Raw genomic sequence first — 17,660 nt, 5'->3', positions numbered from 1 at the left:
TTCGGGAGGCTGCACATGGCTACGACAACTCCGACGGGAACAATGGAACGGATTCTTCGCCTGATGGGCGAGAAGAAGGCGTCCGACGTCTATTTGTCAGCCATGGCGCCAGCCCTCATCAAGATCAACGGGCAGTGCGTGCCGATCAACTCGCAGATATTGCCGGTTGATGCGCCACGCAGCCTGCTGGCTGAAGTGCTTCCACCGGAGCGCATGGCGGAGCTGGATGAAGAGGGTGAGCTGAACATGGGCTTTCCGATTGCCGGTGTCGGGCGTTTTCGCGTCAGTGCCATGCGCCAGCGCGGTACGGTGGCTGCGGTGATTCGCTACATCGCAGTGGATGTGCCGCCCCTGGAAGACTTGAACGTTCCCATGGTGTTGGCCGATCTGATCATGGAAAAGCGCGGCCTGATACTGATGGTTGGGGCTACCGGCGCTGGCAAAAGCACCACGTTGGCCTCCATGATGGACCATCGCAATGAAAATGTGACCGGCCATATCCTGACCATTGAGGATCCGATCGAATTCCTGTTCAAGAACAAAAAGTCGGTGGTCAACCAGCGCGAAATCGGCACGGACACCAAGGACTTGCAGACGGCGCTCAAGAACGCCTTGCGCCAAGCACCCGATGTGATATTGATCGGCGAAATCCGCGACCGTGAGACCATGTCAGCGGCCATCGCGTACGCGCAATCCGGCCACCTGTGCCTGGCCACCATGCACGCCAACAACAGTTACCAGGCGCTCAACCGCATCCTGAGCTTTTACCCGGTGGAAGTGCGCGCCACCATGCTGGGCGACCTGGGCGCGGCCATGAAGGCCATCGTTTCGCAGCGCCTGCTGCGTACCACCTCGGGCGTGCGCACCCCTGCCGTGGAGATCATGCTCAATACCAAGCTGATTTCCGAACTGATTGAAAAAGGCGACTTCTCCGGCGTCAAGGAAGCCATGGAAAAGTCCATGGCCGAAGGCTCGCAGTGCTTCGAGCAAGACATTGCGCGCCTGATCGTCAGCGGTGTGGTGGATCGCAAGGAAGGCCTGTCCCACGCCGACTCGCCCACCAACCTGATGTGGCGCATGCAAAACGATTTCACGACCAAGGCACAGGCTGCTGTGGAGCCGCAGGAGGAAGAAGAAGGCGCCTCATTCACCGAAATCACACTGGATGTGAAGCACTGATGGGATCCACCCTTTATCTGACGGAACAACTTCTTGCCCGCCCTTCGGTCACCCCTCTGGACGAGGGTTGCCAACAACTGATCGCAGAACGCCTCGCCCCCTTGGGCTTTGTGTGCGAATCCATTGTCAGTGGTCCGGATGATTTCCGGGTTACCAACCTCTGGGCCAAGCGCAGCAGCCCGATTGCCGGCGCTCCCACGCTGGTTTTCGCTGGTCATACCGACGTAGTTCCTACCGGGCCGCTCAACGAATGGCAGAGCGCCCCCTTTGTACCCACGCACCGGGACGGCAAGCTCTATGGCCGCGGTGCTGCAGATATGAAGACCTCGCTGGCCGCCTTTGTGGTGGCCATTGAAGAGTTTCTGCGCGATACCCCCTCCCCTGCGCTGAACATCGCGCTGCTGCTTACCAGCGATGAAGAGGGCCCCGCAAACGACGGCACCGTCGTCGTCTGCAACACGCTCAAGGCGCGAGGCGAAAAGCTGGACTACTGTATCGTGGGCGAGCCCACTTCGGTGGAGCGCACCGGCGACATGATCAAGAACGGCCGCCGGGGCACCATGAGCGGCAAGCTCACCGTCAAGGGTGTGCAAGGCCATATCGCCTATCCGCACCTGGCCCGCAATCCCATTCACCAGATGGCGCCAGCACTGGCGGAGTTGGTCGCCATCCAGTGGGATGCCGGCAACGCTTTCTTCCCGCCCACCACCTGGCAAGTGAGCAATATCCATGGTGGCACCGGCGCCAGCAACGTGATACCGGGGCATGTGGTCATCGACTTCAATTTCCGCTTTTCCACCGAATCCACGGTCGAGTCCCTGCAACAGCGCCTGACGCAGGTGCTGAACCGCCATGGATTGGAATATGAGTTGACCTGGGTGGTGGGCGGCCTGCCTTTTCTCACCACGCCCGGCACACTGGTGGATGCGGTGGTGCATGCCATTCGTGACGAGACCGGCATAGACACCCAGCTCTCCACCACCGGTGGCACCAGCGACGGGCGCTTCATTGCGCAGATCTGCCCCCAAGTGATCGAACTCGGCCCGCCCAACGCGACCATCCACAAGATCAACGAACATGTGCGTGTCGCCGACATCGAGCCTTTGAAAAACATCTACAAGCGCACGCTGCATTTGCTCAACCGTCAGGCTGGCACATGACGCTGCTGGAACTTATCGAAAACTCTGCCGAGCGTCTGAGCCAGGCGCAGGTACATTTTGGCCACGGCACAACCAACGCACGCGACGAAGCTGCCTGGCTGGTTCTGTGGCGCCTGGGCTTGCCGCTGGATACCGCGCTGGAAGGTGACGACTCGCAGGAGATGCGCCCGGTGAGCGCTGCCGAAATCGAGGAGTGCGCCCTGCTGATCGAAGCCCGGATCTCGTCACGCAAGCCCGCCGCCTACCTGACGCGCGAGGCCTGGTTGCAGGGCCTGCCGTTCTATGTGGACGAGCGCGTGATCGTTCCGCGCTCGCTGATCGCCGAGTTGCTGGTCAATGGCAGCCTGGACTACTGGCTTACGGACGCGACGCACACCGTGCTGGACCTGTGCACCGGTAACGGCAGCCTGGCCATCATCGCGGCCCTGGTGTACCCCGATACCGTGGTGGACGGCGCAGACATCTCGGCAGACGCGCTGGCCGTTGCGGCGATCAATGTGGAGCGCCACCATCTGCAGGAGCGCATTGCCCTGTACCAGAGCGACGGCCTCCATGCCGTGCCACGCAGCTACGACCTGATTCTGTGCAACCCACCCTATGTGAACGCACACAGCATGACCACCCTGCCCCCGGAATACCAGGCCGAACCGGCCATTGCGCTGGACGGCAATATGGCAGGCAGCACCGACGGCATGGACTTTGTCCGCACCCTGCTCAAGAACGCCCCTCAGTACATGAACGAGGGTGCAGTTCTGGTCCTTGAAATAGGCCACGAGCGCGACTTCTTTGAAGCCGCCTTTCCTGATCTTGCTGCCGTCTGGCTGGAAACCAGCGCTGGCGAAGACCAGGTCCTCTTACTTACGCGCGACGCGCTTCTATGATCAATTTGAAAAATATCACCTTGCGCCGCGGCGTCAAGGTGCTGCTCGATGGCGCGTCCGTCACACTCAACCCCGGTGAAAAAGTCGGTCTGGTGGGGCGCAACGGTGCGGGCAAGTCGTCCCTGTTTGCGCTGCTGAATGGTTCGCTGCACGAAGACGGCGGCGAGTTCTTCATCCCCACCCAATGGCGCATGGGCCAGGTGGCGCAGGACATGCCGGAAACATCCCAAAGTGCCACTGAGTTCGTGGTGGAAGGCGATGTGGCGCTGCTTGCGGCACGGGCCGAAGTTGCGGCCGCGGAAGCTACCGATGACTATGACCGCATGGCGCATGCCTATACCGGCCTGCACGATGCTGGTGAATATGACGCCGCAGCCCGCGCCCAGGCCCTGATCCTGGGGCTGGGATTCAAGACCACCGAGCTGGATAACCCCGTCAACAGCTTCTCAGGCGGCTGGCGCATGCGCCTGCAACTGGCACGCGCGCTGATGTGCCCCTCCGATCTGCTGTTGCTGGACGAACCCACCAACCACTTGGACCTGGACGCACTGGTGTGGCTGGAAGCCTGGCTCAAGAAATATGAAGGCACCATGGTGGTCATCAGCCATGACCGCGAATTTCTGGACGCAGTGACCAACGTAACCTTGCACATCGATGGCGGCAAGCTGGTGCGCTACGGCGGCAACTACAGCAAGTTTGAAGACATGCGTGCCGAGCAGATGGAGCTGCAGCAAAACGCCTATGCCAAGCAGCAGGACAAGATCGCGCATTTGCAGAAGTTCATCGCCCGCTTCAAGGCCAAGGCCAGCAAGGCCAAGCAGGCCCAAAGCCGGGTCAAGGCGCTGGACCGCATGGAGAAGATTGCTCCGCTATTGTCAGAAGCCGACTTCACCTTCGAATTCAGCGAGCCGGCCAATCTGCCCAACCCCATGCTGTCCATGCAAGGCGTGAGCTTCGGTTACCCGCCGCCAGAAGACGCACCGCCCAAGACGCCGCCCACCGTCATCGTGCGTAACGTCAGCAAGTCGGTCCTGGCTGGCCAGCGCATCGGCATTCTCGGCGCCAACGGCCAGGGCAAATCGACCGTGGTCAAGACCATTGCCCGCGATCTCGCGCCATTGGGCGGCGAAGTGACCGAAGGCAAGGGGCTGAATATCGGCTACTTCGCGCAGCAGGAACTCGACGTGCTGCGCCCCACCGACAATCCCTTGGAGCACATGATCCGCCTCGCCAAGGACCTGGCGGCCAGCGGCAAGATTGGCAGCCAACCCACACGGGAGCAGGACCTGCGCAGCTTCCTGGGCACGTTCAACTTCAGCGGCGACATGGTCAAACAGGCCGTGGGCAGCATGAGCGGTGGCGAAAAAGCGCGCCTGGTGTTGTGCATGCTGGTGTGGCAGCGCCCCAACCTGCTGTTGATGGACGAGCCTACCAACCACCTGGACCTGGCAACACGTGAAGCGCTGTCCATGGCACTGAACGAATTCGAAGGCACCGTCATGCTGGTCAGCCACGACCGCGCACTGCTGCGCGCCGTGTGTGATGAGTTCTGGATGGTGTCACGCGGCGGCGTGGAGCCCTTTGACGGCGACCTGGATGACTACCAGCGCTACCTGCTGGACGAAGCCAAACGCCAGCGCGAAGCAGCCAAGGAACAAGCCAAATCGCAGGCACCCAAGGCTGCCGTGACGCCGGAGCCGGTCGCGCCACCGACCAATACGCCGGAGCAGATCCGCAAATGGAAGAAAGAACTGCAGGCGGTGGAGGACAAGATGGCCACCCTCAACACAGAGGGGGCCGCGCTGGAAGCCAAACTGTCTACCAATCCGCACCCGTCCGAAATTGCCGAGGCTGGCAAGCGCCTGAAGCTGGTGAATCAGGAGCTCAAGGTACTCGAAGAACAATGGCTGGATCTCACCACGCGGCTGGAGGGTTGACCCTCCTTATGCTTGGGCGCCCCTAGGAAATCCACTTGTCTCCCTGGACCAGGTCAGGGAACTGTTTGTCGTGCTCTGCGCCCAGGTCAAAGAGCGCCAGCAGTACCGCCTCCGGAAAACCCACCCGGTGCTCTTCGCTGGTGTCTTGCTCCAGACTCAGCAGATAGGTATTGAAACCGGGCGTGCCCCACAAACGCTTCAACTCAGAGGCGACCTTGGGGAACTTGTCGGCAATCACCTTGAATTTCTCGGTGTTTTCAATCATTAGGAATCCTCCTTTGCCAGTTGTCTGCACACGTTTTTGGTATTGGACGTGAATGTAAAGCTGCCCCACAATGGCGGCGGCCCTTACGTGTTTCACTTCAAATTACCTATCCGCCATGAACTTTCAAGACGCGATCAAGACCTGCTTCACCAAGTATGCCGAATTTAACGGAACTGCCAAGCGCCCCGAATTCTGGTGGTTTGTGCTGTTTATCTTTCTGGTGAGCGCAGCCACTTCACTGATTTCGCCGGTGCTGAGTGGCCTGTTTTCCCTGGCTACACTGCTGCCCTCGATTGCAGCAGGTGCCAGAAGACTGCATGACACCGGCAGAAGCGGCTGGTGGCAGTTGATTGGCTTCATCCCCCTGGTCGGCTGGATCGTATTGATTGTTTTCATGGCGCAGGAAGGCAAGGCTTCAAGCCTATAAACCCCTTAGGCCCACCTCTGAACAAGGCTCTTTAGTCAACCCTTTGTCTCTGATCTCCCGAAAATGCGGTTGAATTTCATTAGGCTTTTGCTACGCTGAAACTATCTCATTCGCAAAAAAGGAGACGGCAATGCACTACCCGTTGCTAGAACTCGATGGGCACTGTGCCTCGATCTCGGTAGAGAAGGCGCAAGGTGGACGCTGGAAGGCTTTTGTCACCCTGGAAAGGGGCAGTGACTTTGCGCGCCTGAGTTCCCATCCGGAACCAATCAAGGTGCCCAACAGCTACCCCTCCGACACCGCCGCGGCTGAAGCCGCTTACGCGCACGCCAGAATGGTCATCGCACGTGAAATGACACATCACTGAATACGGTTTCGTGTTGGCTGGATTGCGCCCGCAAGGCATCTGCGGACCGGGCTAAAATCGCATCAGACATGGACCTTCAGAGTCCCATCGTTGGAGCAGAAATTGGACAAAAGACTGGAATCGGCGGCAATCATTGCCGCAGCGCTTTTGCGCGAATATCGTCAACCTACCACGGAAAAAATCGTGGAACTGCTAGTGCAAAGCCTGCATGCGGTTGATGAGGCAGTAAGTGCTGAAAACAAGCGTTCGGCGCAAAAACACGCGGCACTCAAATCCAACACGGTGATCGTCAGAAGATAGCTGGCGTCGTAGATGCATGCAGGATCTGGGCGCAAGGCTTCCTAACAACGCAACATAGCACCGCGCCACAATGAAAAAAGGACCTAGCCTTGCGGCTAAGTCCTTGATTAAGTGGTGGGTTCTGAGAGATTCGAACTCTCGACCTACGGATTAAGAGTCCGCTGCTCTACCAGCTGAGCTAAGAACCCACTTAAACCAAAAATCTTTGGTGGGACGTGCGGGGGTCGAACCCACGACAAACGGATTAAAAGTCCGCTGCTCTACCAACTGAGCTAACGTCCCGTCAGCTCACTTAGACAGTGACGTCCTTGTAATCTGCCAAGCCTAAGATTATAGCGTTAATTTTTTCGATTCTTTCATTGAAGCAAAAATTATCTCAATCAATGCACCAGCAGCACACATCCCGAACGTTGCAGTCACAGTGACCATGGAGCCGTACCCATGGCAGTTGAGTGAGCCGTCGGATTCCAGGCTGCAGGAGGCGTCTGGCGGAGCTACTGCCTCACGGCTGTAGATGCAGGTTACGCCCATCGTCTTGCCCTCTTTAGGCGCACCATGAAACTTGCGTAGCCGGTAGCGCACCTGGGCCAGCAGAGGGTCATGTGTGACCTTGGAAATATCTGCCACATCCACCAAGTGCCCCAGGCGTTTGCCTCCAGCCGCACCGACGCAGACAAAGGGCAATTTGGTACGCCGCGCCCAAGCCGCCATGGCAGTCTTGGACAGCACCTGATCACACGCGTCGACTACCGCCGTGACATCTCTGGGAAGCAAACCGGGCCAGTTGTCGGGCTCCACAAAAGCGTCAATGCAATGGACTTTGCAATCAGGGTTGATGAGGGCAATGCGCGCCTGCATGGCTTGGACTTTCGCCATGCCCAGGGTGTCGGACAACGCATGGATCTGCCGATTGACATTGGATTCGGCGATGTGATCCATATCGACCAGCGTGATTGCCCCCACACCACTGCGCGCCAGCGCTTCGGCTACCCAGGAACCCACACCGCCAATGCCGATCACCGCGACGTGGCTGGCCTGGATGCGTTGGGCTGGTTCAATGCCATACAGGCGCTGCAGCCCGCCAAACCGCCGCGCGTTATCTGCTTGCAAGTCTTCCACGCGGCAGGGGCCTACTTCATCCGGCTCAGGCGGTCTTTGGCAGCATTGGCCGCATCGGTGGACGGATGCGCCGCGATCAGCTCTTCAAGGGTCTTCTTGGCACCTTTGGTGTCCTTGGCCTCGAGTTGACAATTGGCGATGGTCAAGCGGGCCTCGGGAACGTGCACGTGATCTGGCGTCTGGGATATCAGGCTGCGGAAATTCACAATTGCGCTCTTGCAGTCCTTGGTAGCGTACTGCGCATTGCCCAACCAGAACAACGCAGACGGCCGGTAGCCAGACTGAGGGTACTTGTTCAGGAAATCCACAAAGCCGCTGCCGGAGTTGGCGAAGTCTCCCTTGCGAAACAGCGCCAACGTGGCTTCATAGTCCCGCTTTTCTGCGGGATCCGCCAAAAATTCGCGGCCGTCCACACTGACGGTCTGCGGTTCAAACTTGCGCAGTCGATCTTCCAATCCGGCGTTGGCGTCCTTTTGCTTGCGCTGGAACTCAGATACATCGCGTGCAAGCTGCTCATTCTGTCCGCGCAGCTTGGCCATATCGCCTCGTGCAGTTTCGAGCTGATTCTGCAGGTCCAGAATGCTGCGGCGTAGCTGCGCAGCCTCATCGGAAGCGCGCTGGGTTTCGTCAGCGATCTTGCGGTCAGTGTCTGCCTTTTCCTGCTTGACCGCCTCCAGGCGCTGGCGCAGATCCAGGATTGCACGCCTGGCTTCTTCATCATCAAACAGGCCCGCAGAGGCAGAGCTGGCCATTACCAGCATGCAGGCAAGTGCACAGAAGCGCGAAATAAGGGGCCGATTTGCCAACATGAATGTACTCATCGGTAGGAAATCTCAGCACGGCGATTCTTTTCCATCGCGGCTTCTGTTGTGCCCTGGACAGCCGGCTTCTCTTTGCCATAGCTCACGGCTTCCAACTGGCTGTCGGGCACGCCCAGCAGTGTCAAGGCCTTGCGTACAGCTTCGGCTCGCTTCTGCCCCAGAGCCAGGTTGTATTCACGGCCCCCACGTTCATCGGTATGCCCTTCAATGGATACCTTGCGGTTCTTGTCGGAGCGGATGTACTTGGCATGCGCCTCGATCACAGACTGGAACTCAGGTCGAATTACATAGCTGTCGAAATCAAAGTACACCACGCGGGTGACGTTCTGGATAGCCGCATCCTGCCCCGCCTTGGTGAGGTCCACGGAAGTCACGGCACCTTTTCCAACAGCAGACCCATCTGCCTTGTTTGCGTCGGCCGTGGATGTCTGGGAAGTGGCGCCTGCCTTGTCCTCAACCGGCACTTTGTCCAACTTGACTGCCGATCCACAGGCACTGAGTATGGCTACCAGCCCGATAACCACTAATGAACGCTTCATTCCGAACTCCTTGTTGCAATTGACTATTTTTGAAAGGGGCCCCAGTTGGGCTCCCTGATGTCGCCGGTCTGCCCTGCCAGACGCGCCTTGATCTTTCCATCCAGTGTGGTGGTCATCAAAGCTTCTTTGCCCTGCTGCTGGGTCGCGTAAATCAGCATGCGGCTATTGGGCGAAAAGCTGGGTCGCTCGTCAGCAACCGTGTCTGTGATGGGTGTCGCAGTACCAGAGGACAGTTCCATTACGTGGAGCTTAAACGCACCGCTTACGCGGGATATGTACGCCAGCCAACGTCCGTCCGGGCTCAGCGCGGGAGATATGTTGTAGTTGCCAGAAAACGTGACGCGCTCCGGATTCCCGCCCGCAACAGCTACCCGGTAGATTTGTGGTGATCCGCCGCGGTCACTTACAAAGTAAATGGTCTTGCCGTCAGCGGTAAAAACCGGTTCGGTGTCAATGGAGCCGGACTGCGCAATGCGACGCGGCTCTGATCCTGGAACTGAAAGGTCCAGCAAATTGAGCTGCGAGCCGCCATCCCGGCTCAGTGTCAAAGCCAGTGTCTTGCCGTCGGGCGACCAGGCCGGAGCACTGTTGGAGCCTTTGAAATTGGCTACCAGACGCCGTTTGCCGCTCGCAACCTCATGCACATAAATGGTGGGCTTGCGGGCTTCAAAGGACACATAGGCCAACTGGCGGCCATTGGGCGACCAGGCGGGAGAAATGATGGGCTCCGGGCTTGCCAAGGCACTTTGCGGGCTCTCTCCATCGGCGTCCGCCACCCAAAGGTTAAAGCCCTGCCCTCTCTTGGTGACATAGGCAATACGGGTTGAAAAAATGCCTTTGTCGCCGGTCAACTTTTCATAAACGAAGTCGGCAATTTCGTGGGCGGCCACGCGCAGGTCACCTGCTACCACGGCTTTGCTTTGCGCTCCCAAATCTTGTCCGCGCACGACGTCCCACAAGTGAAAACGCACATCAAAGCGTCCATCCACCAAGCGGGTGACGCTGCCAGCCAGCAAAGCGTCTGCATTTTTCTGCCGCCAGTTGGAGAAGTCCGGGCGCGTTGTCTCATCCAGGCTGGCGCCAGCGGCATCCACGCCTCTGAACTGGCCACTGCGCTCAAGATCGGCCTGGACAATGGCGGAAATTTTTTGGGTGGCAGCCTCTTCTCCACGGAAAGCAGCGATGGCCACAGGAACTTGCGTAAGCCCCACTCCCGAGACCTCCACACGGAACTGTGCCCATGCCGTGGATTGCACCAAGACCAGAAGAAATACTGAAAGAATTTTCGTCATCGTGACCCGATTATCCCCATCTGCTAATCACCACATCTTTTGCGCCCAGGCTTTCCCTGTAACCAAGTGTTGCCTGGGTCTGTCCACTGCCCATGCGTTGCCGCACAAGCGCCGCGTTTCTGGACTCTTCGCTGCGGCTGGATTGCTTGTGCCACAGGTGAAAGACCTCGGTGGCGCAAAACCCATTTTTGCGTTTTATACCGGCATTGTGTAAACGTAGAACGAAGTCGGCGTCTTCATGGCCCCAGCCCACAAAGGACTCGTCGAACCCGTTGATCGCTTCGTAATCCTGGCGCCACACCCCCATGTTGCAGCTGCGGATGCCTTTCCACTTGAATTCGGCATGTTTGCGGCCGGCAAAGTCCGGCAGACGCATCAGGGCAGCCCATTTGCTGGACTCGCCAGCCAAGCGCCTGCCCAGCCAGAACAGCCAGTTGCGCCCGAACACCGTAACCCGGTTCTGGAGTACCTCCGTAGTAAACGGCTCGGACAGCATGACGCGGCTGCCATTCACAAAAAATCCCGTCCCGGACAGCATCCGGTGCCTGCGAACGAAGTCTGTTTCAGGAACGCAATCCCCATCCAGCAGGACCACGTAGTCACCTTTTGCGGCGGCGACTCCCAGGTTACGTACCTGTGAAGCGGTAAAACCCACATCCGGGTGCCAAACATGGGTTGCGGAAAGACCATTGCGCAGAATGGCCGCGCGGGCACTGTCCTGGTGTTCCTGTGTGGAGCCGTCATCGGCAATCACAATCTCGAAGCCCTTGTCATCCTGGGCGGCCAGCGCCTTCAATACAGCAGCCAAGGCATCGCTGCGGTTGTAGGTGGTGATGACTAGGGAGATCAAATCGGCGTGTGGCATTTTGGAATAGACTTAGCCGCCCGGGCATAGCCCCTACAAGCTGGCGTATCGCCCCTAACGTTTTTTGATGGTATCACCTTCAATGCCTCTGGTTTCCGTGTACATCATCGCTTTCAACGAAGCGGAAAAGGTCCGCGCCACGATCGAAAGCGCACGCTGGGCGGACGAGATTATTGTGGTGGACTCCTGGAGCACCGACGGCACACCCGAAATCGCCACAGAAATGGGTGCGCGCGTGGTGCAAGTCAAGTTCAACGGCTTTGGCGATTTGCGCAACAACGCCATTGCGGCATGCTCACACGAATGGATTTTCAGCCTGGACGCTGACGAGCGTTGCACCCCGGAGGCTGCAGCAGAAATCCGTGCGCTGATCAGCAGCCCGGATGCCGCCGATGCCTACTGGACGCCCCGGCGCAACTTCTTCATGGGCAAGTGGATCAAGTATTCAGGCTGGTACCCCAACTACCGCCAACCCCAACTCTTTCGCAAGGGCAAGATGCACTACGACCTCAAGCCTGTACACGAGGGCTATGTGCTGGATAGCGGCAAACCCATAGGCCACATGCGCAACGCCATCTGGCAATTCCCGTTCAAGAACATGGCGGAAGTCATGCACAAAGCCAACCGCTATTCCAGCCTAGGCGCAGAGAAAATCAAACACAAGAAGCTGAGCATGGGCTCTGCTCTTTCCCACGGCGCCTGGTCCTTTGTGAAGCACTATGTTTTCAAGCTAGGCTTTCTGGACGGATGGGCCGGTTTCGTCATTGCTCTGGGCAATTTTGAGGGAACCTTTTACCGGTATGTGAAAGCGATTGAATTGCAAAAGGGGGCGGCCTGGGGCGCTCCAGGCACGAAGGAAAGGCAGCCCCGTGGCTAGGTCAGACAGCGCTCTCTACTTGCGTCTGCTGGGCTATGTAAAGCCTTACTGGAAAGCCTTCGGATTGGCGGTCATTGGCATGATGGGAACAGCAGCCACCGAGCCGGCCTTTCCTGCCATCATGAAATACCTGCTGGACCATGGCTTCAAGACGGAAGACCATCGGCTTATTTGGCTCATCCCTCTGAGCATCGTGGCATTGTTTTTTGTACGGGGCGTGCTGTCCTTTGTAACCAGCTACCTCATGACCTGGATATCGACGCGTCTAATTTGCGACCTGCGCCGCGAACTATTTGCCAAAATTCTGGTGTTGCCCACGCAGTCTTTCCATGACCAGTCATCCGGGCAACTGATTTCCAAGATCCTGTACGACGTAGACAACGTGAACCAGGCCGCAACCAATGTTCTGGTAATTGCGGTACGTGAATCGTTGACCGCGATAGCGCTCATGACCTACCTGTTGTACATGAACTGGAAGCTCACGTTACTGTCCCTAGCAATTGCTCCAGCCATAGCCTTCATTATTCGTGGCTTCGGCAAGCGCATTCGGCGTGCCAGCAGGGATAGCTTCAACGCAATGCAGACCATTGCTCACACGGTCGAAGAAAGCGCCGTGGCCAATAAAGTCATCAAGATCTACGGAGCACAGGAGCAGCAGCGCCAGCGCTTCTTTGCGGATACGGAACGCTTCCGTCGCTCCATGATGCGTGAGGCAGTGCCAGCCTCCGCTTTGACACCCATTACGCATCTGACTGCTTCGGTAGCCATTGCAGCCATTACCTTCATGGCATTGAGTCAAAGCGTGGATGGAGGCGGAACCTCTGCGGGCGGTTTTGTGTCTTTTGTAACCACGCTTCTGCTGCTGATCTCACCCATCAAGCAGCTGACAACAATCAGTCCCATCATGCAGCGCGGACTGTCCGCATGTGAAAGTGTGTTTGGCTTGCTCGACAGCCCAAGTGAGCCCGATCAGCACGGCGAGCTGCTGTCTCAAGTACGTGGTGATATCGAGTTCGAGCATGTCTGCTTCCGTTACCCCCAAGCCGAACGGGATGCACTTTTTGATGTCAGCTTCAAAGCTGCGGCCGGACAGACGGTAGCTTTGGTTGGCGCCTCGGGTGGCGGCAAGTCAACAATTGGTGCGTTGATACCTCGCTTTTATGCACCCGTCAGTGGAAGTATCCGGATAGATGGGCGGGACATTGGTGGTATCGAACTGTCCAATCTGCGCTCGCATATCGGACTGGTCAGTCAGGATATTGTGTTGCTCAACGACACGGTGATGGCCAATATTGCGTTTGGCATGAAAGGCGAAGTGGATCGACAACGTATTGTTGCGGCGGCCCAAGCAGCCAATGCCTGGGAGTTTGTGGAGCAGTTGCCAAAGGGACTCGATACCCTGATTGGTGAAAACGGCGCCAAACTGTCTGGTGGACAGAGACAGCGCATCGCCATAGCACGCGCCATGTTATGCAACGCCCCCATCCTGATTTTGGATGAGGCGACCTCTGCTCTGGATACCGAGTCTGAACGTCAAGTGCAAGGCGCCTTGGCCACTTTGATGCAGAACAAGACCACCCTGGTCATAGCGCATCGTCTTAGTACGATCGAAAAGGCCGATCAAATCCTCGTGCTCGACCAGGGCAGAATCGTGGAGCGGGGAACCCATATTGAACTAATTAAGATGGCAGGCTTCTACTCCAACCTTCACAAGTTGCAAGCATGAAGATCCCCATACTCATGTACCACCAGATTGACGTCCCCCCGAAGCGCGGCACGTCGCTGCGTGGACTCATTGTGGCGCCCTCTTCATTTGCCAGACAAATGGCACTACTGAAATGGCTGGGCTACAAAGGACTTTCCATGAGGGATCTGGAGCCCTACCTTGCAGGTGAAAAACAAGGCAAAGTCGTGGGATTGACCTTTGACGACGGTTTCCAGAACAACGTGCAGCATGCACTGCCGGTACTTCAGAAACATGGATTTACCGCCACCTGCTATGCAGTAAGCCACGCGATAGGTGGTACCAATAGCTGGGACAAAAATCTCGGCATTGCACAGAAGCCTTTGATGAGCGATGACGATTGGCGCAAATGGCTGCGCTCCGGTATGGAAATTGGGTCACACACGCGTACCCATGCCGATCTGCGCAAGCTCAGCTCTGAAGCGGCCATGGCTGAAATTTCCGGCTCTAGGGAGGATTTGGAGACACAGTTTTCCTGCGAAGTTCGGCATTTCTGCTATCCCTACGGCTGGTATTCCGACGAACACAAGCAAATGGTCGAAAGTGCCGGATACCGCACCGCGACAACTACCACGCGTGGAAAAGTCAGTGTGCCCGCAGACCCTTACGCTCTGCGCCGAATCATGGTGGCGCGGGCCACCCACCTGGGCCTGTTTGCGGCAAAAATCATGACTGGCTACGAAGACCGCAGATCATGAAGCCCTTGGTGCTCTATTGCAAAAGCTACAGCACAGACCTCAAGCGCGTAGTCCGACTGGCAAAGTCCGTCCGGGAATTCAACAACGATTCGCTGGAACTGCATATCTCGATTCCTGCACACGATCACGCGCTATTCTCGGAACATCTGCGCAGCATCCCATCCATACTTCACACGGACGAAAACATCATTGCAGCATCAGGATTGAATCTGCAACAGATTCAGAAGATGACTGGCAGTGTGTCCCAACAAGTAATCAAGTCCAGCTTTTGGAAACTGGGGATTTCCACCAGTTATGTCTGCATTGACTCTGATTCCATTTTCATTCGCCCTTTCGGTCCCTTGGACTTTCTGACGCCCGATGGCGTGCCTTACACCATGCTGGACGAAGGTCATGACCTGTTGGAAGATGCTCTCCGTCAACGACGTCCCCGCATCGTGGATGCTTTTGAAAGGGAAGCTGCCCAGGTGCAAGCACTGTTTGAACGAAAGGGCAAGGCTTACAGCTTTGGCCCATTTCCCCTGGTTTGGCACCGAGACGTTTGGGAAAGCCTGGAAAAAAATTACCTGCACCCAAGGGGAATGAATATTGCCGATGCCATTGCCCTGGCGCCCATTGAATCACGCTGGTACGGTGAAGCACTGTTGCGCTATGCAGCGATACCTCTTGTTCCGACCCAAGCGTTATTCAAGGTGTATCACTACGCATGGCAATACGATCAGGACCGCAAGCGCGGAGTCGGCATGTCCGAACTTGCCCGCCTGTATTGCGGCGTGATTCTTCAGTCTGCCTGGGAGCGCGATTTGGACTGGCCCGAGGAAGGCGGCAGTTGGCTCTCCCGCACGGGGCGTAGACTGCGACGAAAGCTGGGGCGCATCTAATGCAGGGCGATTTCCTTCCGAAACCAACAATAGATCCTGAGAGCATTCCTGTCCTGCTCACCTCCAGTGTTATTGCACACGACACACGTGTTGCATTGACGGACACCAGTCAGCGCATGGACTATGCGTTGGAGTCCGTAGCACGGTGGCTTGAGCTATCTCCAAGGATACGCCTGGTGCTCTGTGACGGATCCAATTTCGATTTCAGTGCGGCAGTGGCACAAAGGTTCCCCAAGGCTTCCATTGAATGCATCTTCTTTCAAAATGACCCTGCTGCCGTCAGCTTGCATGGCCGAGGCTTTGGAGAAGGTGAAATTGTGCGTTACGCGATCGCACACTCTCAGTGGATCAAGCAGGCCGGAGCCTTTGCCAAATGTACGTCCAAGCTGTGGGTATGCAACTACGCCGAATGTTTGGCAGACTGGAACGGCAAATTCCTCTGCAAGGGAGTTTTCGACAATGTGTTTTCGCCCTTGCGAGAATCCCGACTTAGCTACATAGATACGCGCTTCTACATTGCCTCGGTGCCTTATTACAAACGCTATTTTGAATTGGCACATTTGCAAATCGATGTGGCCTCGGGCAAAGGCCTAGAAGATTGCTTCTTGAATATTTTCAATGAATGCAGTCTCACCGGCGTACTGTTGAATACGCCGCCTGTCATTGATGGTGTAGGCGGCGGCACGGGGAAGTACTACAAAAATCCGTGGAAACGCCGCATCAAGGAACGCCTTCGACTCAATCTGGTGCGAAGGAACAAGGCCTTCCGCGCACTGTTCACCCCGCCTCGTTAGCTGCGGCTTGCACACGTCCGAGAGCAAGCTTGCGGTACCCGAATAGATACATCAATAGCAGCAATTGCATTTGCATGTAGTGCTCCCTGTATACGGAATCGGCAAATCCGCGCAGTATCCAAAAAAGACTTATCAGCACCAGCGCCATCGCCCAGGGGCTATCTGGATTTGATTTCATACCGGACATGCCGCTGTACAGAAAATACGCCATCATGCTTGCAAACGCAAAGGCACCCAGCCAGCCCAGGGCCAACGCCAGATCGAGCCAGGAATTGTGCGAGTGGGCAAACTGCATCATCGGCACGTGACCGCATTTTTCCGCAATGAGTTTTTGGTAGGTATGACGCGAGCCATCCAACCCCAGTGGGTTTTCCTGCACGAGCTGCCAACCGACGCGCAAGAGAAGCACTCGTCCACCATCGGACTTGAGCCCTTCTATCACCGCCTGAACATAAGCCGGGTTCCGGCCTTGCAATCGCAAGCGAATACCGTCCTGGGTAGTGCTGTCCAACCCCTCACATATCACCTTCGTGGGATCTTGAATTGCAAAGGCAGCCTGCACGCTGTCGGCCATGTTGAACCAACGCGGGTCACGTTTGACATATTGGTAAGTGACGGAAAGCAGCAGACCAACAGTCATTAACCCAAGCACCGCACCGCGCCAACTACCTTGCAATTTCTCAACACTCTTGGATCTGGTTGCGGCTGACCCCAGTCCCGATCTCGCCAACGCAAAAGAAACGATCATGATCAAGAAGGAGTACAGGATGGCACCTCGCGATTGCGCAATCAATATGCTCAATAAGCAAAGCGCTATGCCGCTGACCGACAAAAACTGACCACGTGCATTCCTGCCGCGTATGGCATGTACAAGGTAGGCACAAAACAGGGCAATCGCCTGACAAGCTGGATAGCCCAGATTGCCGTGCATGGGCTCAATGCCGCGAAATCCATGCATCAACTGCTGAAGCGTCCAATGGGGGTTTGTCTGGTATGCCATGGGATGCACCAAAGAATCCCAAAGTGTTGAAATAGTGGGATCCGCGTAGAAGGCATTGCTAAGCAGTCCCAGCAACGCAGCAATGCATAGCAGCAAATGCAGAATCAAAGGTACAGCACTTGCAAACCCAAGAGCCAACAGTCCCGGTCCCCTACGACCCAACCAATGAAAAGCCGCGAAACCGACAAAACCGGCAAGCAACGCCTCAATCCATTCCATTCCCAGGCTCTGCCAAGCAGTTGCGCTCTGACGCGCCCAAAGAGGAAACAAAAACAAAAAACCTACCCAAAGCAGGATGGGGAAAGGCAAAGTCTTCAATGATTGGCGCAGGGGATATGCAAAGCGCTCTTGCTTGAATGCAAGCAACACCAGGAAAGCGGTGCTGAGCAATAGCAGTATCACGTTGCGCAAAGCTATCGTGCTTGAAATTGGAAAGATTGCCAACAGCAGCAGGAGCAACCAGAGCACTATTCTGCTCAAAGGGGGATTTTTATCTGAGGTCATAAGGTCAATT

The 17,660-nt window shown here is 56.7% G+C and carries 19 protein-coding genes and 2 tRNA genes; 12 read left to right on the top strand and 9 right to left on the bottom strand.

The annotated features are described in order from the left end of the window. The first annotated feature begins 15 nt into the window (after positions 1-15). The 4 genes from AC1RMF_RS02810 to AC1RMF_RS02795 are packed head-to-tail and all read left to right on the top strand — an operon-like array spanning position 16 to position 5,157. On the top strand, positions 16-1,179 hold the full coding sequence (locus tag AC1RMF_RS02810) for a PilT/PilU family type 4a pilus ATPase (RefSeq protein ID WP_342617682.1): 1,164 nt from the start codon (positions 16-18) through the stop codon (positions 1,177-1,179). Further along, positions 1,179-2,339, top strand: a complete 1,161-nt coding sequence (dapE, locus tag AC1RMF_RS02805; protein WP_493139349.1) for a succinyl-diaminopimelate desuccinylase — start codon at positions 1,179-1,181, stop codon at positions 2,337-2,339. The genes AC1RMF_RS02810 and dapE overlap by 1 nt, the downstream gene beginning before the upstream one ends. Beyond that, the gene (gene prmB, locus AC1RMF_RS02800; RefSeq protein WP_342617684.1) at positions 2,336-3,220 is read left to right on the top strand and encodes a 50S ribosomal protein L3 N(5)-glutamine methyltransferase; all 885 of its coding nucleotides are present in this window, start codon (positions 2,336-2,338) and stop codon (positions 3,218-3,220) included. The genes dapE and prmB overlap by 4 nt, the downstream gene beginning before the upstream one ends. Then, positions 3,217-5,157 carry an ABC-F family ATP-binding cassette domain-containing protein gene (locus AC1RMF_RS02795; RefSeq protein ID WP_493139346.1) on the top strand — a complete coding sequence of 647 codons (1,941 nt, stop codon included), beginning with the start codon at positions 3,217-3,219 and terminating at the stop codon, positions 5,155-5,157. The genes prmB and AC1RMF_RS02795 overlap by 4 nt, the downstream gene beginning before the upstream one ends. A 22-nt stretch (positions 5,158-5,179) precedes the next feature. Here AC1RMF_RS02795 and AC1RMF_RS02790 read toward each other — a convergent pair whose 3' ends face one another. Continuing rightward, positions 5,180-5,422 (bottom strand): hypothetical protein, encoded by a 243-nt coding sequence (locus tag AC1RMF_RS02790; protein ID WP_342617686.1) that lies wholly within the window; start codon positions 5,420-5,422, stop codon positions 5,180-5,182. Positions 5,423-5,537: 115 nt separating this feature from the next. Here AC1RMF_RS02790 and AC1RMF_RS02785 point away from each other — a divergent pair, with 115 nt between their 5' ends. From AC1RMF_RS02785 to AC1RMF_RS02775, 3 genes are all read left to right on the top strand, one after another. Beyond that, positions 5,538-5,849 carry a DUF805 domain-containing protein gene (locus AC1RMF_RS02785; RefSeq protein ID WP_493139344.1) on the top strand — a complete coding sequence of 104 codons (312 nt, stop codon included), beginning with the start codon at positions 5,538-5,540 and terminating at the stop codon, positions 5,847-5,849. A gap of 130 nt (positions 5,850-5,979) precedes the next feature. Then, positions 5,980-6,216 (top strand): hypothetical protein, encoded by a 237-nt coding sequence (locus AC1RMF_RS02780; RefSeq protein ID WP_493139342.1) that lies wholly within the window; start codon positions 5,980-5,982, stop codon positions 6,214-6,216. A gap of 102 nt (positions 6,217-6,318) precedes the next feature. Further along, positions 6,319-6,516, top strand: coding sequence for a hypothetical protein (locus AC1RMF_RS02775; RefSeq protein ID WP_342617689.1), 198 nt, complete (start codon positions 6,319-6,321; stop codon positions 6,514-6,516). A 112-nt stretch (positions 6,517-6,628) separates the two neighbouring features. On the opposite strand, the gene AC1RMF_RS02770 is transcribed toward AC1RMF_RS02775, so the two are convergent. The 7 genes from AC1RMF_RS02770 to AC1RMF_RS02740 all read right to left on the bottom strand — a co-directional run bounded on the left by AC1RMF_RS02770 (position 6,629) and on the right by AC1RMF_RS02740 (position 11,152). Next, positions 6,629-6,704: transfer RNA gene (locus AC1RMF_RS02770), tRNA-Lys, on the bottom strand. An 18-nt stretch (positions 6,705-6,722) separates the two neighbouring features. Further along, positions 6,723-6,798: transfer RNA gene (locus AC1RMF_RS02765), tRNA-Lys, on the bottom strand. A 48-nt stretch (positions 6,799-6,846) separates the two neighbouring features. Further along, on the bottom strand, positions 6,847-7,635 hold the full coding sequence (locus AC1RMF_RS02760; protein WP_493139339.1) for a tRNA threonylcarbamoyladenosine dehydratase: 789 nt from the start codon (positions 7,633-7,635) through the stop codon (positions 6,847-6,849). An 11-nt stretch (positions 7,636-7,646) separates the two neighbouring features. Continuing rightward, positions 7,647-8,444 (bottom strand): tol-pal system protein YbgF, encoded by a 798-nt coding sequence (gene ybgF / locus AC1RMF_RS02755; protein ID WP_342617691.1) that lies wholly within the window; start codon positions 8,442-8,444, stop codon positions 7,647-7,649. Between the two features lie 8 nt (positions 8,445-8,452). Continuing rightward, the gene (gene pal / locus AC1RMF_RS02750) at positions 8,453-8,995 is read right to left on the bottom strand and encodes a peptidoglycan-associated lipoprotein Pal (protein ID WP_493139337.1); all 543 of its coding nucleotides are present in this window, start codon (positions 8,993-8,995) and stop codon (positions 8,453-8,455) included. Between the two features lie 23 nt (positions 8,996-9,018). Beyond that, positions 9,019-10,287 (bottom strand): Tol-Pal system beta propeller repeat protein TolB, encoded by a 1,269-nt coding sequence (gene tolB / locus AC1RMF_RS02745; protein WP_342617693.1) that lies wholly within the window; start codon positions 10,285-10,287, stop codon positions 9,019-9,021. A gap of 10 nt (positions 10,288-10,297) precedes the next feature. Then, positions 10,298-11,152, bottom strand: coding sequence for a glycosyltransferase (locus tag AC1RMF_RS02740; protein WP_493139336.1), 855 nt, complete (start codon positions 11,150-11,152; stop codon positions 10,298-10,300). Positions 11,153-11,234: 82 nt separating this feature from the next. On the opposite strand from AC1RMF_RS02740, the gene AC1RMF_RS02735 reads away from it, so the two are divergent. From AC1RMF_RS02735 to AC1RMF_RS02715, 5 genes are read left to right on the top strand one after another with little or no spacing between them, the layout of a single operon-like run. After that, the gene (locus tag AC1RMF_RS02735; protein ID WP_493139333.1) at positions 11,235-12,029 is read left to right on the top strand and encodes a glycosyltransferase family 2 protein; all 795 of its coding nucleotides are present in this window, start codon (positions 11,235-11,237) and stop codon (positions 12,027-12,029) included. Between the two features lie 19 nt (positions 12,030-12,048). Next, positions 12,049-13,755 carry a lipid A export permease/ATP-binding protein MsbA gene (gene msbA / locus AC1RMF_RS02730; protein ID WP_493139331.1) on the top strand — a complete coding sequence of 569 codons (1,707 nt, stop codon included), beginning with the start codon at positions 12,049-12,051 and terminating at the stop codon, positions 13,753-13,755. After that, complete coding sequence (locus AC1RMF_RS02725) at positions 13,752-14,471, top strand: polysaccharide deacetylase family protein (protein ID WP_493139328.1); 720 nt, start codon at positions 13,752-13,754, stop codon at positions 14,469-14,471. Before msbA ends, AC1RMF_RS02725 begins: the two co-directional genes overlap by 4 nt. Then, on the top strand, positions 14,468-15,352 hold the full coding sequence (locus AC1RMF_RS02720) for a DUF6492 family protein (protein ID WP_493139326.1): 885 nt from the start codon (positions 14,468-14,470) through the stop codon (positions 15,350-15,352). The genes AC1RMF_RS02725 and AC1RMF_RS02720 overlap by 4 nt, the downstream gene beginning before the upstream one ends. After that, entirely contained in the window at positions 15,352-16,146 is a 795-nt protein-coding gene (locus AC1RMF_RS02715; RefSeq protein ID WP_493139323.1) for a hypothetical protein, read from the top strand. The genes AC1RMF_RS02720 and AC1RMF_RS02715 overlap by 1 nt, the downstream gene beginning before the upstream one ends. Here AC1RMF_RS02715 and AC1RMF_RS02710 read toward each other — a convergent pair. Then, positions 16,130-17,650, bottom strand: coding sequence for an O-antigen ligase family protein (locus tag AC1RMF_RS02710; RefSeq protein WP_493139321.1), 1,521 nt, complete (start codon positions 17,648-17,650; stop codon positions 16,130-16,132). The genes AC1RMF_RS02715 and AC1RMF_RS02710 overlap by 17 nt on opposite strands. Positions 17,651-17,660: the final 10 nt, after the last annotated feature.

This window comes from Rhodoferax sp. GW822-FHT04A08, from assembly GCF_058801025.1.
This window is presented reverse-complemented; position numbering and strand designations above follow the sequence as displayed.